Raw genomic sequence first — 14,103 nt, 5'->3', positions numbered from 1 at the left:
CTCTCTAGCGCCGATGGTAGTTGGGACCTTGTCCCTGTGAGAGTAGGACGTCGCCAAGCAACTAAACACGAGTCAAATGACTCGTGTTTTTTCGTATTTTCTTTTATAATCCATAGTAATTAAAAAATGTGTTTAAATAATTATTATTTTGATTAAATACAGGGGAATGTGGCTAGGATAGTGAATAAGCAAAAGAGTTGCAAATTTTATTAATACGTATATAATTAAAGTCAAAGATAGTCAAAGTCAATAAAGGTGGCGGATAAATGAGAAATATATCTGATATCATTGAGCAATATCTAAAGCAAGTTATTGACTTAAGTAATAATAATGTGATTGAAATCAAAAGAAATGAGATTGCGGATCGATTCGAGTGCGTACCATCTCAAATCAATTATGTAATCAATACCCGTTTTACGATAGAAAGAGGATTTGTAGTAGAAAGTAAACGTGGTGGAGGAGGTTACATTCGCATTATAAAAGTCAAACTGCATGACGATATAGACATGATTGATCAAATGCTTCATATGATTGATCATAGCGTTGCGCAAGGGAATGCAGAGAGTATGATTATACGTTTAATAGAAGAGGGAATCATAACAAATCGTGAAGCTAAACTTATGTTAAGTGTACTAGATCGTTCTGTATTATCAATGGATGTTCCTTCTCGAGATGAACTTAGGGCTCGAATATTATGCGCAATGTTAAGAACACTGAAATATAAATAAATATAGCTTTTGTAAAAGAATAATAACTAAGAGATAAGGCAGTTAAATATTGTAGAGGTTTTGAAAAAAGAACACGCACTTTTATTTAAACAAGTAAAGGAAAGTGAACAATCTAGTAATGTATGAAAATTACTATCAGATAGATCGTTCCTATTGTAAAGGTGGGGATAGTGATGACTTGTCAAAACTGTAATATAAGACCAGCAACTTTACATTATACAAAAGTAATCAACGAAAAGAAGACGGAAGTTCATCTTTGTGAGCAATGTGCAGAACAAAGTGGCTATACGTCTTTCTTTCAATCACCGCAGTCTAACTTTTCATTCCATGATTTATTTGCTGGGTTATTACACGGTGAATCAACAATGTTTGAAGAAGGACAAAACGGGCTTTCGAATACAAGTATATTAAGGTGTCCAGATTGTAAGATGACATATGAGCAATTTACAAAGGTGGGACGGTTTGGATGTGCTTCTTGTTACGATACATTTAAGGAACATTTAAAGCCATTATTAAAACGTCTGCACGGCGGACATACAGATCATTGTGGAAAAATACCGGAACGTATAGAAGGAAATCTTCACTTAAAGAAAGAATTAGATGAACTAAAACTCATTCTGAAACAATACGTACAGAAAGAGGAGTTTGAGAAAGCTGCTGAAGTAAGGGATAATATTCGAGGTCTTGAAAATCAGCTTAGTGAGCATAGAGAGGGGGAATAGTTCTATGTCACTGGACAAAATTATGAATGAAGCGATTAGTCCATGGATGAAGGGGGATGGCCCTGATTCTGATATTGTTTTAAGTAGTCGAATTCGTTTGGCTCGTAATTTTAAAAAATATCAATTCTCTACTATGCAAAACGAAGAAGAAGCTAGACAGATTCATGAATTATTTAAAAAGGAATTTATAAATAAAACGGTAGAACCTTTTGGAGAGTTTGAACTATTAAAAATGAATGAATTAACGCCTCTTCAAAGGAGAGTATTAGTTGAAAAGCATTTAATTAGTCCTAACCTTGCAGGAACAGAATATGGAGCATGTCTATTATCAGAAAGCGAACATATTAGTGTTATGCTTAATGAAGAAGACCACATTAGGATACAGTGCTTATTTTCAGGGTTACAGTTATCAGAGGCTATTCAAAGTGCCAATCAAATAGATAATTGGATAGAGGAAGAGGTTGAATATGCTTTTGATGAATCACTTGGATATATAACGAGCTGCCCTACTAACGTTGGTACAGGATTGAGGGCTTCCGTAATGATTCACTTACCGGGACTCGTTTTAACGAAAAGAATTAGCCGCATTATACAAGTAATTCAAAAATTAGGGTTAGTAGTAAGAGGAATATATGGTGAAGGTAGCGAAGCGTTAGGTAATATATTTCAAGTGTCAAATCAAATGACGCTAGGAAAATCTGAAGAAGATATTATTGCAGATTTAAAAAGTGTCATTCAACAAATCATACAGCAAGAAAAAATGGCTAGAGAATTAATTGTACAAAATTCAAGTATTGAGCTTGAAGATAAGGTTTATCGCTCTTATGGCATACTAGCAAACAGTCGGTTAATTCAATCTGCAGAAGCGGCCACTTGCTTATCAGATGTACGACTTGGTATTGATTTAGGATATATAAAAGGTGTATCGAGAAATATTTTGACTGAGCTAATGGTTCTTACACAACCAGGCATTTTACAACAATATGCAGGTGGACCTTTAGGACCAGAAGAAAGAGATTATCGAAGAGCAACCTTAATCCGTGAGCGATTACGTATTGAAAAAAACTAAGCGCAAGTAGGAGGCGATTTCTATGATGTTTGGAAGATTTACAGAAAGAGCACAGAAAGTATTAGCTTTATCTCAAGAGGAAGCAATTCGTATTGGGCATAATAATATTGGAACAGAACACATTTTACTTGGGCTTGTACGCGAAGGGGAAGGAATTGCAGCAAAAGCGTTAATTGCTCTTGGATTAAGTCCAGAGAAGGTTCAAAAAGAGGTAGAAGCGTTAATTGGACGCGGAACAGAAGCTTCTCAAACTGTACATTATACACCGCGTGCTAAAAAGGTTATTGAGTTGTCTATGGATGAAGCTCGTAAATTAGGTCATTCTTACGTTGGAACAGAACATATCTTACTTGGTTTAATCCGTGAAGGTGAAGGTGTAGCAGCACGTGTTTTAAATAACTTAGGTGTTAGCCTAAATAAGGCAAGACAACAAGTATTGCAACTCCTTGGAAGTAATGAAGCAAGTTCAGGTCACCAAGGTGGTTCTTCAACGAATGCAAATACACCGACACTGGATAGCTTAGCACGTGATTTAACAGTTGTTGCACGTGAAAATCGTCTAGATCCTGTTATCGGTCGTGGTAAAGAAATTCAACGTGTAATTGAAGTTTTAAGCCGTAGAACAAAAAATAATCCTGTATTAATTGGAGAACCTGGTGTAGGTAAAACGGCAATTGCAGAAGGATTAGCACAACAAATTGTAAATAATGAAGTTCCTGAAACATTAAGAGATAAGCGTGTTATGACACTAGATATGGGTACAGTTGTAGCTGGAACGAAATATCGTGGTGAATTTGAAGATCGTTTAAAGAAAGTTATGGATGAAATCCGTCAAGCTGGAAACATTATTCTATTTATTGATGAACTTCATACATTAATTGGTGCAGGTGGAGCAGAAGGTGCAATTGATGCATCTAACATTTTAAAACCATCTTTAGCACGCGGAGAGTTACAATGTATTGGGGCGACAACCTTAGATGAATATCGTAAATATATTGAAAAAGACGCGGCTTTAGAAAGACGTTTCCAACCAATTCACGTTGATGAGCCAAGTTTAGACGAATCAACTCAAATATTGAAAGGTTTACGTGATCGTTACGAAGCGCATCACCGTGTATCTATTACAGATGATGCAATTGATGCAGCTGTAAAGCTTTCAGACCGCTATATTACAGATCGTTTCTTACCAGATAAAGCAATTGATTTAATTGATGAAGCTGCTTCAAAGGTTCGCTTACGCTCTTATACAACACCACCAAATTTAAAAGAGCTTGAAGTAAAACTTGAGGAAATTAGAAAAGAAAAAGATGCAGCTGTGCAAAGTCAAGAATTTGAAAAAGCTGCTTCCTTACGTGATATGGAACAACGCTTACGTGAAAAGTTAGAAGATACGAAGCGTCAATGGAAAGAGCAACAAGGAAAAGAAAACTCAGAAGTGACAGTAGAAGATATTGCAAATGTCGTTTCTACGTGGACTCGTATACCGGTTTCTAAACTTGCACAAACAGAGACTGATAAATTATTAAACTTAGAATCCATTCTTCACAACCGTGTTATTGGTCAAGATGAAGCGGTAGTAGCTGTAGCGAAAGCTGTTCGTCGTGCTAGAGCAGGATTGAAAGATCCGAAACGTCCGATTGGTTCATTTATTTTCTTAGGACCAACAGGTGTAGGTAAAACAGAACTAGCAAGAGCATTAGCGGAATCTATGTTCGGTGATGAGGATGCAATGATTCGCATCGATATGTCTGAGTACATGGAGAAGCATTCGACTTCTCGTTTAGTTGGATCTCCTCCAGGATATGTTGGATATGAAGAAGGTGGACAATTAACAGAAAAGGTTCGCCGTAAGCCATATTCAGTTGTCCTATTAGATGAAGTAGAGAAAGCTCATCCTGATGTGTTTAACATTTTACTACAAGTATTAGAAGATGGTCGCTTAACGGATTCTAAAGGGCGTACAGTTGATTTCCGTAATACAATTGTTATTATGACATCTAACGTTGGTGCAGATGCGTTAAAACGTAATAAACATCTTGGATTTAACGTACAAGATGAGAGCCGCGATTATTCAGATATGAAAGGTAAAGTAATGGATGAACTGAAAAAGGCATTTCGTCCAGAATTCTTAAACCGTATTGATGAAATTATCGTGTTCCATATGCTTGAGAAAAAACATATTCAAGAGATTGTAACACTTATGGTGAATCAGTTAGTGAAGCGCTTAAAAGAGCAAGAGATTGAATTGCATTTAACAGAAGGAGCGATTTCAGCCATTGCTGATAAAGGATTTGACCGAGAATACGGTGCTCGTCCGCTTCGTAGAGCAATTCAGAAACATGTAGAAGATAGACTATCGGAAGAACTTTTAAAAGGTGCTATTGAGAAAGGACAAAAAGTTATCTTTGATGTTGAAGGGGAATCATTTGTCATTCATAGTGCTGAAAAGGTAAAATAAGTATAGACAAACTAAGAGGGCTACGAGATAGCCCTCTTTCTTGTACGAGAAGGATAAACTGTTTATAGATGAAAGTGAAGTGAAATATAAAACGATATGGCTAAAAAGAAAACAAAATTCACATGTCAAGAGTGTGGTTATCAGTCACCAAAATATATGGGGAAATGCCCTGGTTGTGGTCAATGGAATACGCTTGTTGAAGAGATGGAACCGGTTGTATCATCAAGACGCCTTAATTATGCCAATGCAATTCAATCGGAAGTAACAAAACCAAGACGCCTAACAGAAGTAGAAACAAAATCTGAGGCACGTATTGAAACGAAATTCCAAGAGTTTAACCGTGTACTTGGTGGTGGGATTGTAGATGGATCCTTAGTACTTATTGGTGGAGACCCTGGGATTGGGAAATCAACATTGTTATTACAAATTTCATCGCAATTAGCAGATTCTTCATATGATGTACTATACATATCAGGTGAGGAGTCAGCAAAGCAGATTAAACTTCGTGCAGATCGTTTGCATGTAAAGGGTAGTAATCTATTTGTTGTAGCAGAAACTGATCTACAGCGAATTGCAGCGCACATTGAAGAAATGAATCCGGCTTTTGTTGTTATTGACTCTATTCAAACGATACATTTACCTGAAGTGACGTCAGCCCCAGGAAGTGTAGCGCAAGTACGTGAATGTACAGCGGAATTAATGAAACTTGCAAAAACGAAAGGAATTCCTATTTTTATCGTCGGACATGTAACAAAAGAGGGGGCAATTGCAGGACCTCGTATGTTAGAACATATGGTCGATGCAGTTCTTTACTTTGAAGGAGATCGTCATCATACATATCGTATTTTGCGAGCTGTGAAGAATCGTTTTGGCTCCACGAATGAAATGGGTATTTTTGAAATGAAAGAGCTCGGTCTTGCGGAAGTCTTAAACCCTTCTGAAATTTTTCTTGAGGAAAGACCCGTTGGAGTCGCAGGATCAACAGTAGTTGCCTCAATGGAAGGAACAAGACCGGTTTTAGTAGAAATACAAGCATTAATCTCCCCTACTAGTTTTGGAAACCCTCGAAGAATGGCGACGGGAATTGATCATAACCGTGTATCGCTTATTATGGCAGTGCTAGAAAAAAGAACAGGTTTATTATTGCAAAACCAAGACGCATATTTAAAAGTAGCAGGTGGTTTGAAATTAGATGAACCAGCAATTGATTTAGCTGTGGCTTTAAGTATTGCTTCAAGTTTTAGAGATAAATCTACGACACCAACTGATGCAGTAATAGGAGAAGTAGGATTAACTGGAGAAATAAGAAGAGTATCAAGAATTGAACAACGTGTACAAGAAGCAGCTAAATTAGGATTTCAACGTGCTATTATTCCTAGAAAAAATTTGGGAGGATGGACAATTCCGGATGGGATTGAGGTAGTAGGTGTATCTAATTTAGGGGAAGCGCTTCGTTTGACATTAGGAGGCTAGGCTATGGAAGAAAACAAGCAACGTGTCAAAAGTATGATTAATATTTTACAGCTCGTGGCCCCAGGAACACCACTGCGCGAAGGGATAGATAATGTGCTTCGCGCACAAACAGGGGGACTAATTGTTCTTGGATATAATGAACAAATTAAAAGTATTGTTGATGGGGGATTTCACATTAATTGTGCATTCTCTCCTGCTAGTTTATACGAATTAGCAAAAATGGATGGGGCACTTATTTTAAATGAAACTGGAAGTAAAATTTTAATTGCAAATGCACAGTTAGTTCCAGAGGCATCTATTGATTCTATTGAAACAGGTATGCGCCACCGGACGGCAGAGCGTGTAGCAAAGCAGACAGGTAGTCTCGTTGTGGCTATTTCACAAAGACGTAACGTAATTACACTATATCAAGGGAATTTACGTTATACACTAAAGGATATAGGTGTTATTTTAACAAAGGCAAACCAAGCTATTCAAACGTTAGAAAAATATAAGGCTGTATGGAATGATGGTATTACGAATTTGGGCATTCTAGAATTTGAAGAAGTCGTTACAATGTCCGAGGTGGTTCATGTGTTACATAGTGTTGAAATGGTACTGCGGATTAAAAATGAAATATTGAGCTATATTCATGAGTTAGGAACGGAAGGTAGGTTAATTCGTTTACAACTTACAGAACTACTAGCTGATTTAGAGGCAGAGGCAGCGTTATTAATTAAAGATTATTATCAAGAAAAAACACAAGACCATCATCAAATTTTGAAAAAGTTACAAGATCTTGCGAATACACAACTTCTAGAGGATAGCGATTTAGTTAAATTGCTTGGCTATCCAGGACAAATGAGTTTAGAAGAAAGTGTGACGCCGAGAGGATACCGAATCACAAGCAAAATTTCGCGCGTTCCGCCACTTATCATTGAAAATTTAATTAATCGATTTAAGACTTTGCAAGGTGTTTGTCGAGCAACTATTAATGAATTGGATGATGTGGAAGGAATTGGAGAAGTAAGGGCGAAGAAAATACGAGAAGGCTTAAAAAGAATCCAAGAGCATCTCTATATGAGTAGACACAATTAAGAATATTACATTGATTCCATAATATAACGACACTAGAACATTTTTGGTATAAGATATGGTATATTGGTAAATAAAACTATTTATAAAAAAACACGTCCGCTTTTGCATTCGGCGTTTTGATTAGCGAAACAATGGTTAATAATGAGTAGGAGGTGGTTGGATGTTAAAACGGATTGTACAGCTCTTCTTTCTAGTAATTGGCGGAGCGTTAGGGATTTACTTAATCCCAAAAGTTATTAATGTATTAGACATCGGTGCCGTTCCTTTATTGGAAGGATCGTATGTTCGTGCAATTATTGGTGCAATTATTTTATTTTTAACAACATTTTGGCTTGTAGATTATATTGTTCAACTTATTAAGCATATTGAAGAGGCTCTTGTAAAGGCGCCTGTAGCGGATGTTTTATTTGGTACATTAGGGTTAATCTCTGGTCTTATTGTTGCATATTTAATTTTAATACCAATTCGTGAATTTACAATTCCAGTTATTAGCACAGTGTTGCAAGTGTTCTTTACTCTTTTACTTGGATATTTAGGATTCCAAGTAGGGTTTAAAAAGAGGAATGAACTGCTAGGATTATTTACATTACCACAACGTGGGAAGAAGAAAAATAATAATAGTGAGAATGAAGAAACTGAGGTAGAAGAATCTACAACTCATTGGAAAATTCTCGATACGAGTGTAATTATCGATGGGCGTATTGCTGATATTTGCCAAACAAAGTTTTTAGAAGGAACAATTGTGATTCCACAATTCGTGTTAGAAGAACTTCAGCACATTGCCGATTCTTCTGATGCTTTAAAGCGTAATCGTGGTCGCAGAGGATTAGATATTTTAAATCGTATTCAAAAAGAGATGCCGATTCCGGTAGAAATTTATGAAGGCGATTTCGATGATATTCAAGAAGTGGATAGCAAACTTGTAAAGTTGGCGAAAATCACTGGTGGAACGGTAGTAACGAATGATTTCAATTTAAACAAAGTTTCTGAATTACAAGGGGTAACGGTGTTAAATATTAACGATTTAGCTAATGCAATTAAACCTGTTGTACTCCCAGGTGAAGAACTGAGTGTTTATGTTGTCAAAGATGGAAAAGAACAAAATCAAGGTGTTGCATATTTAGATGATGGCACGATGATTGTAGTAGAAGATGGTAGAGAATATGTAGGTTCACAACTCAATGTGCTTGTTACTAGTGTGTTACAAACATCGGCTGGGCGTATGATTTTCGCCAAACGTAAATTATTAGAAAAAGCATTATAAGTAGAGGATTATTAATATGTATACATTAATTATTCCAGCAGCTGGTCAAGGTAAGCGGATGGGTGCTGGTAAAAATAAGTTGTTCTTACTTATTAATGAAGTACCGATTATTGTGCATACGTTACGTGCTTTTGAAAAAGATAAAGCGTGCAAAAGTATTATTATGGCAATTAACGAAGAAGAACGTCCGTATTTTGAAGAATTAATGCAGAAGTATCCAATTGAAAAGCCAGTACAATTTATTCAGGGCGGAGCCGAAAGACAAGATAGTGTATATAACGCCATTCAGCATACTAGTGATGTTGAGTATGTTCTTGTACATGACGGCGCGCGTCCATTTGTAACGAACAAAGTGATTCAAGATGTATTAACTGCAGCGGAAAAATATGGAGCGTCCATTTGTGCGGTACCAGTGAAAGATACAGTTAAGAAAGTAGAGCAGGGTATCGTTGTCGAAACGGTAGAAAGATCTCAGCTTAAAGCTGTACAAACACCACAAGGGTTCGCTGTTTCTCTTTTGTTAGAAGCTCATAGAAGTGCAAAACAGGGTTGTTTCCTTGGTACAGATGATGCAAGCCTCGTAGAACGTATCGGGAAGCAAGTAGGTGTAGTAGAGGGGAGTTACTATAATATTAAAGTGACGACTCCAGAGGATTTATTAATTGCTGAAAGTTTCCTTCATGTTCAAAAGAAATGAAAGTGATGATTATAGCGAAAAAAAGCTCGGCAACAGCCGGGCTTTTCTTTATAAGGATAGCGATATAATATAGAATCATAAAGCTCTGTAGTTTAGCTTGAGGAGGATGTAAAAAATGTTTCGAATCGGACAAGGTTTTGATGTGCATGAGTTTGCGGAAGGTAGACCGTTAATTATTGGTGGAATTACAATTCCTCATGAGAAAGGATTAATTGGTCATTCAGATGCAGACGTATTGTTACATACGATTGCGGATGCATGTTTAGGTGCAATTGCAGCTGGGGATATTGGAAAGCATTTCCCTGATACAGATCCTGCTTTTAAAGATGCTGATTCAGCTGTATTGCTGCAAAAGGTTTGGGAATTTGTACGTGAACAAGGTTACGAGTTAGGGAATCTAGATTGTACAATTATTGCTCAAAAGCCAAAGATGGCACCGCATATTGAAAGTATGCGTAAACGTATTAGTGAACTATTAGAAACGTCTATTGACAATATCAATGTAAAAGCAACAACAACAGAAAAATTAGGATTTACAGGTAGAGAAGAAGGAATTGCTTCTCAAGCAGTTGTTTTATTACAGAAAAAATAATGGTTTTTAATTCGTAAGATGGATAATCACATTTTTTTGGTGTACAATTATAGAATGTGTTGACATTAAGAATGGAAGGTGTACCAATTATGGAAAAGCAAGTGAGAGTGCGCTATGCGCCAAGTCCAACAGGACACTTACATATCGGAAATGCGCGTACGGCATTATTTAATTATTTATTTGCTCGTCATCAAGATGGTAAGTTTATTATTCGTATTGAAGATACTGATGTGAAACGTAATGTTGCTGGTGGAGAAGAAAGCCAATTAAAATACTTGAAATGGCTCGGTATGGACTGGGATGAAGGTGTTGATGTTGGTGGTGAATTTGGACCATATCGTCAAACAGAGCGTTTAGATATTTATAAAAAATTATATGAAGATTTATTAGAACGCGGTTTAGCTTACAAATGTTATATGACAGAAGAAGAGCTAGAAGCAGAGCGTGAAGGACAAATCTCTCGTGGTGAAACACCGCGTTATGCTGGAAACCACCGTGATTTAACTGAGGAGCAAATGAAGGGATTTGAGGCTGAAGGCCGCATTCCGAGTATTCGTTTCCGTGTACCGGTTGATCGCGACTACACGTTTAAAGATATCGTAAAAGATGAAGTTGCATTCCATTCAAATGATTTCGGTGATTTCGTTATCGTGAAAAAAGATGGAATTCCAACTTATAACTTTGCGGTAGCAGTAGATGATCACTTAATGGAGATTACACATGTACTTCGTGGTGATGATCATATTTCAAATACGCCAAAACAAATGATGATTTACGAAGCTTTCGGTTGGGATATTCCGCAATTTGGTCATATGACTTTAATTGTAAACGAAAGCCGTAAAAAGTTAAGTAAGCGTGATGAATCTATTATTCAATTTATTGAGCAATATAAAGAGCTTGGATATCTTCCAGAAGCGATCTTTAACTTTATTGCACTACTAGGTTGGTCGCCAGTAGGAGAAGAAGAAATCTTCTCTCAAGAAGAATTTATCAAAATGTTCGATGCAGCTCGTTTATCAAAATCACCTGCATTATTTGATTCTCAAAAACTAAAATGGATGAACAACCAATATATGAAAAAGCAAGATTTAGATACGGTGGTAGAATTAAGCTTACCGCATCTAGTGAAAGCTGGACGTATAGGTGAAACTTTAAGCGAACAAGAACAAGCTTGGATTCGTGATGTAATTGCGTTATATCATGAACAAATGAGTTTTGGAGCTGAAATTGTAGAGCTTTCTGAAATGTTCTTCAAAGATCATGTTGATTATGAAGAAGAAGGACAAGAAGTATTAAAAGGTAAACAAGTACCAGAAGTACTTCGTGCATTTGCGAGTCAAGTAGAAGCACTAGAAGCGATGGAACCAGCAGCGATTAAGGCGGTTATTAAAGCAGTGCAAAAGGAAACAGGTCATAAAGGTAAAAACTTATTTATGCCAATCCGTGTTGCAACTACTGGTCAAACACATGGCCCAGAGCTTCCTAATGCTATTGCACTTCTTGGAAAAGAAAAAGTTTTAAATCGTCTTCAAAAAGTAATTGGTTAACATTTTCTAGATTTAGAAATATAATAAGTATACTTAAAACCTAATAAGGAAAAGCGACGAGAAGGAGAAGTAGAAAATCAGGCTTTTTACAGAGAGAACCACCTTTAGGCTGGAAGTGGTTTATAAGCGGATTTTTGAAATGCCCCTTCGAGTCTTCTGCTGAACAGCGAATTGTTTTGTGAAACGTCTTAGGGCGTAAAGTAAGCAGAAGCGGTGTACACCGTTATCATAGATGAGTTTGAGGCTTTCTTTAGCCTAAACAGAGTGGAACCGCGCTTATAAGGCGTCTCTGTCAATATGACAGAGGCGTCTTTTTTATACCGTAAAAATGGGTATGAGTATAAGTTTTATCCCCGTGTATAAAGATTTAGGGGGATAAGTAGGGAGTTAGTTCACTCGAAAAAGCAGCCCATAAAGGGGAGGGAGCGTCGATGTTTAAGAGGCTTCGGGAAGATATTGAAGTCGTTTTTGAACAGGATCCAGCGGCAAGAAGTTATTTCGAAGTCATTTTGACTTACTCTGGATTACATGCAGTTTGGGCCCATCGAATTGCACATGCTTTTTATAAAAAGAATTTCTTCTTTATTGCACGTTGGATCTCACAAGTTAGTCGTTTTTTTACCGGTATTGAGATTCATCCAGGAGCAACAATTGGTCGTCGTTTTTTCATAGACCATGGAATGGGGGTTGTAATTGGAGAAACGTGCGAGATTGGTGATAATGTAACGATCTATCAAGGTGTTACATTAGGTGGTACGGGTAAAGAAAAGGGGAAGAGGCACCCTACAATTCAGGATAATGTATTAATTGCAACAGGTGCTAAAGTACTAGGTTCTATTACAGTTGGAGAGAATTCTAAAATTGGAGCAGGGTCTGTCGTATTAAAAGAAGTGCCTGCACATTCTACAGTTGTAGGTATACCTGGCCGAGTCGTTATTCAAAATGGAGTAAAGATCGGTCAAGAATTAAATCATTCTGACCTTCCAGACCCAATTTTTGATAAGTTAAAGGTCATGGAAGTAGAACTTGATAAATTGAAAAAACAACTTGAAGTAAAGGTAGAAAGGAAGGATAAAAATGACTATTCACATTTATAATACGTTAACGCGTCAAAAGGAAGAGTTTACTCCATTAGAAGAAAATAAGGTAAAGATGTATGTGTGTGGACCTACAGTTTATAACTATATTCACATTGGGAATGCAAGACCACCTATGGTATTTGATACGGTACGCCGTTATTTAGAATATAAAGGGTATGATGTGCAGTATGTATCTAACTTTACTGACGTAGATGATAAATTAATTAAAGCAGCAAATGAATTAGGTGAAGATGTGCCGACAATTGCTGACCGTTTCGTTGAAGCGTATTTTGAAGATGTAACGGCACTAGGTTGCAAACATGCAACAGTTCATCCGCGTGTAACGGAAAATATGGATATCATTATTGAATTTATTCAAGAACTTGTGAATAAAGGATATGCATATGAATCAGAAGGTGATGTGTACTTTAGAACGAAGGAATTTGAAGGATACGGTAAATTATCGCATCAACCAATCGCCGACTTACGTCACGGTGCACGCATTGAAGTAGGAGAAAAGAAACAAGATCCTCTTGATTTTGCTCTATGGAAAGCTGCGAAAGAAGGAGAAATCTTCTGGGAAAGCCCTTGGGGGAAAGGTCGTCCAGGCTGGCATATTGAATGCTCAGCAATGGCGCGTAAATACTTAGGAGATACAATCGATATTCATGCTGGTGGTCAAGACTTGGCATTTCCTCATCATGAGAATGAAATTGCGCAGTCTGAGGCATTAACAGGAAAAACATTTGCACGTTATTGGATGCACAATGGATATATTAATATTAATAATGAGAAGATGTCTAAGTCACTGGGGAACTTCATTTTAGTTCACGATATCATTAAGCAATATGATCCACAGCTAATTAGATTCTTTATGCTATCGGTACATTACCGTCACCCAATTAATTTCAGTGAAGATTTACTACAAAGTACAAATAACGGACTGGAAAGAATTAAAACGGCTTACGGTAATTTAAAACACCGTATGGAAAGTAGTACTGATTTAACAGATCATAATGAGAAGTGGTTAGCGGAACTGGAAAAATTCCAGACTGCATTTGAAGAAGCAATGAATGATGACTTCAACACTGCTAATGCAATCACTGAGTTATATAATGTAGCAAATCATGCAAATCAATATTTACTGGAAGAACATACGTCTACAGTTGTAATTGAAGCATACGTAAAACAACTTGAAACATTATTTGATATTTTAGGGTTAGAATTAGCGCAAGAAGAGTTGCTTGATGAAGAAATTGAGGTACTTATTCAAAAGCGCATTGAAGCTCGTAAAAATCGTGATTTTGCGTTATCGGATCAAATTCGCGATGATTTAAAAGACCGTAATATTATTTTAGAAGATACCGCTCAAGGTACAAGATGGAAAAGAGGATAAG

At 36.9% G+C, this 14,103-nt stretch carries 12 protein-coding genes and 1 other annotated feature; all 12 genes read left to right on the top strand.

Going from position 1 to position 14,103, the window contains the following annotated elements:
• Positions 1 to 266: 266 nt before the first annotated feature.
• Complete coding sequence (gene ctsR, locus CER22_RS23975) at positions 267 to 728, top strand: transcriptional regulator CtsR (RefSeq protein WP_001244556.1); 462 nt, start codon at positions 267 to 269, stop codon at positions 726 to 728.
• A gap of 173 nt (positions 729 to 901) precedes the next feature.
• On the top strand, positions 902 to 1,450 hold the full coding sequence (locus CER22_RS23970; RefSeq protein ID WP_000128404.1) for a UvrB/UvrC motif-containing protein: 549 nt from the start codon (positions 902 to 904) through the stop codon (positions 1,448 to 1,450).
• A gap of 4 nt (positions 1,451 to 1,454) precedes the next feature.
• A complete protein-coding gene (locus tag CER22_RS23965) occupies positions 1,455 to 2,519 on the top strand; it encodes a protein arginine kinase (RefSeq protein WP_087983928.1) in 1,065 nt (354 codons plus the stop codon).
• Positions 2,520 to 2,541: 22 nt separating this feature from the next.
• Positions 2,542 to 4,977 (top strand): ATP-dependent protease ATP-binding subunit ClpC, encoded by a 2,436-nt coding sequence (clpC, locus tag CER22_RS23960; protein ID WP_000971181.1) that lies wholly within the window; start codon positions 2,542 to 2,544, stop codon positions 4,975 to 4,977.
• 96 nt (positions 4,978 to 5,073) lie between these two features.
• Positions 5,074 to 6,450 (top strand): DNA repair protein RadA, encoded by a 1,377-nt coding sequence (gene radA / locus CER22_RS23955; protein ID WP_001085205.1) that lies wholly within the window; start codon positions 5,074 to 5,076, stop codon positions 6,448 to 6,450.
• 3 nt (positions 6,451 to 6,453) lie between these two features.
• Positions 6,454 to 7,527, top strand: coding sequence for a DNA integrity scanning diadenylate cyclase DisA (disA, locus tag CER22_RS23950; protein ID WP_000392165.1), 1,074 nt, complete (start codon positions 6,454 to 6,456; stop codon positions 7,525 to 7,527).
• 160 nt (positions 7,528 to 7,687) lie between these two features.
• Positions 7,688 to 8,791 carry a PIN/TRAM domain-containing protein gene (locus tag CER22_RS23945; protein WP_000919686.1) on the top strand — a complete coding sequence of 368 codons (1,104 nt, stop codon included), beginning with the start codon at positions 7,688 to 7,690 and terminating at the stop codon, positions 8,789 to 8,791.
• A 16-nt stretch (positions 8,792 to 8,807) separates the two neighbouring features.
• Positions 8,808 to 9,488 (top strand): 2-C-methyl-D-erythritol 4-phosphate cytidylyltransferase, encoded by a 681-nt coding sequence (ispD, locus tag CER22_RS23940; protein WP_048562648.1) that lies wholly within the window; start codon positions 8,808 to 8,810, stop codon positions 9,486 to 9,488.
• 115 nt (positions 9,489 to 9,603) lie between these two features.
• The gene (gene ispF, locus CER22_RS23935) at positions 9,604 to 10,080 is read left to right on the top strand and encodes a 2-C-methyl-D-erythritol 2,4-cyclodiphosphate synthase (RefSeq protein WP_000488386.1); all 477 of its coding nucleotides are present in this window, start codon (positions 9,604 to 9,606) and stop codon (positions 10,078 to 10,080) included.
• 89 nt (positions 10,081 to 10,169) lie between these two features.
• Complete coding sequence (gene gltX / locus CER22_RS23930; RefSeq protein ID WP_088609728.1) at positions 10,170 to 11,627, top strand: glutamate--tRNA ligase; 1,458 nt, start codon at positions 10,170 to 10,172, stop codon at positions 11,625 to 11,627.
• Positions 11,628 to 11,674: 47 nt separating this feature from the next.
• Positions 11,675 to 11,921, top strand: a binding site (T-box leader).
• Between the two features lie 137 nt (positions 11,922 to 12,058).
• Positions 12,059 to 12,724 (top strand): serine O-acetyltransferase, encoded by a 666-nt coding sequence (cysE, locus tag CER22_RS23925; RefSeq protein ID WP_000476500.1) that lies wholly within the window; start codon positions 12,059 to 12,061, stop codon positions 12,722 to 12,724.
• Positions 12,705 to 14,102 (top strand): cysteine--tRNA ligase, encoded by a 1,398-nt coding sequence (cysS, locus tag CER22_RS23920; RefSeq protein WP_000152265.1) that lies wholly within the window; start codon positions 12,705 to 12,707, stop codon positions 14,100 to 14,102. Before cysE ends, cysS begins: the two co-directional genes overlap by 20 nt.
• The last annotated feature ends 1 nt before the right edge of the window (position 14,103 follow it).

The sequence above is a fragment of the Bacillus sp. K2I17 genome, assembly GCF_002209985.1.
GTDB classification, from domain to species: Bacteria; Bacillota; Bacilli; order Bacillales; family Bacillaceae_G; genus Bacillus_A; species Bacillus_A wiedmannii.
The sequence above is the reverse complement of the archived record's forward strand: the minus strand, read 5'-3'. Positions and strand labels throughout refer to the sequence as shown.

Coding starts and splice junctions, on each gene's coding strand:
- clpC (WP_000971181.1), top strand. CDS start 2,542: ATGATGTTTGGAAGATTTACAGAAAGAGCACAGAAAGTATTAGCTTTA.
- ctsR (WP_001244556.1), top strand. CDS start 267: ATGAGAAATATATCTGATATCATTGAGCAATATCTAAAGCAAGTTATT.
- radA (WP_001085205.1), top strand. CDS start 5,074: ATGGCTAAAAAGAAAACAAAATTCACATGTCAAGAGTGTGGTTATCAG.
- disA (WP_000392165.1), top strand. CDS start 6,454: ATGGAAGAAAACAAGCAACGTGTCAAAAGTATGATTAATATTTTACAG.
- gltX (WP_088609728.1), top strand. CDS start 10,170: ATGGAAAAGCAAGTGAGAGTGCGCTATGCGCCAAGTCCAACAGGACAC.
- CER22_RS23970 (WP_000128404.1), top strand. CDS start 902: ATGACTTGTCAAAACTGTAATATAAGACCAGCAACTTTACATTATACA.
- ispD (WP_048562648.1), top strand. CDS start 8,808: ATGTATACATTAATTATTCCAGCAGCTGGTCAAGGTAAGCGGATGGGT.
- ispF (WP_000488386.1), top strand. CDS start 9,604: ATGTTTCGAATCGGACAAGGTTTTGATGTGCATGAGTTTGCGGAAGGT.
- CER22_RS23965 (WP_087983928.1), top strand. CDS start 1,455: ATGTCACTGGACAAAATTATGAATGAAGCGATTAGTCCATGGATGAAG.
- cysS (WP_000152265.1), top strand. CDS start 12,705: ATGACTATTCACATTTATAATACGTTAACGCGTCAAAAGGAAGAGTTT.
- CER22_RS23945 (WP_000919686.1), top strand. CDS start 7,688: ATGTTAAAACGGATTGTACAGCTCTTCTTTCTAGTAATTGGCGGAGCG.
- cysE (WP_000476500.1), top strand. CDS start 12,059: ATGTTTAAGAGGCTTCGGGAAGATATTGAAGTCGTTTTTGAACAGGAT.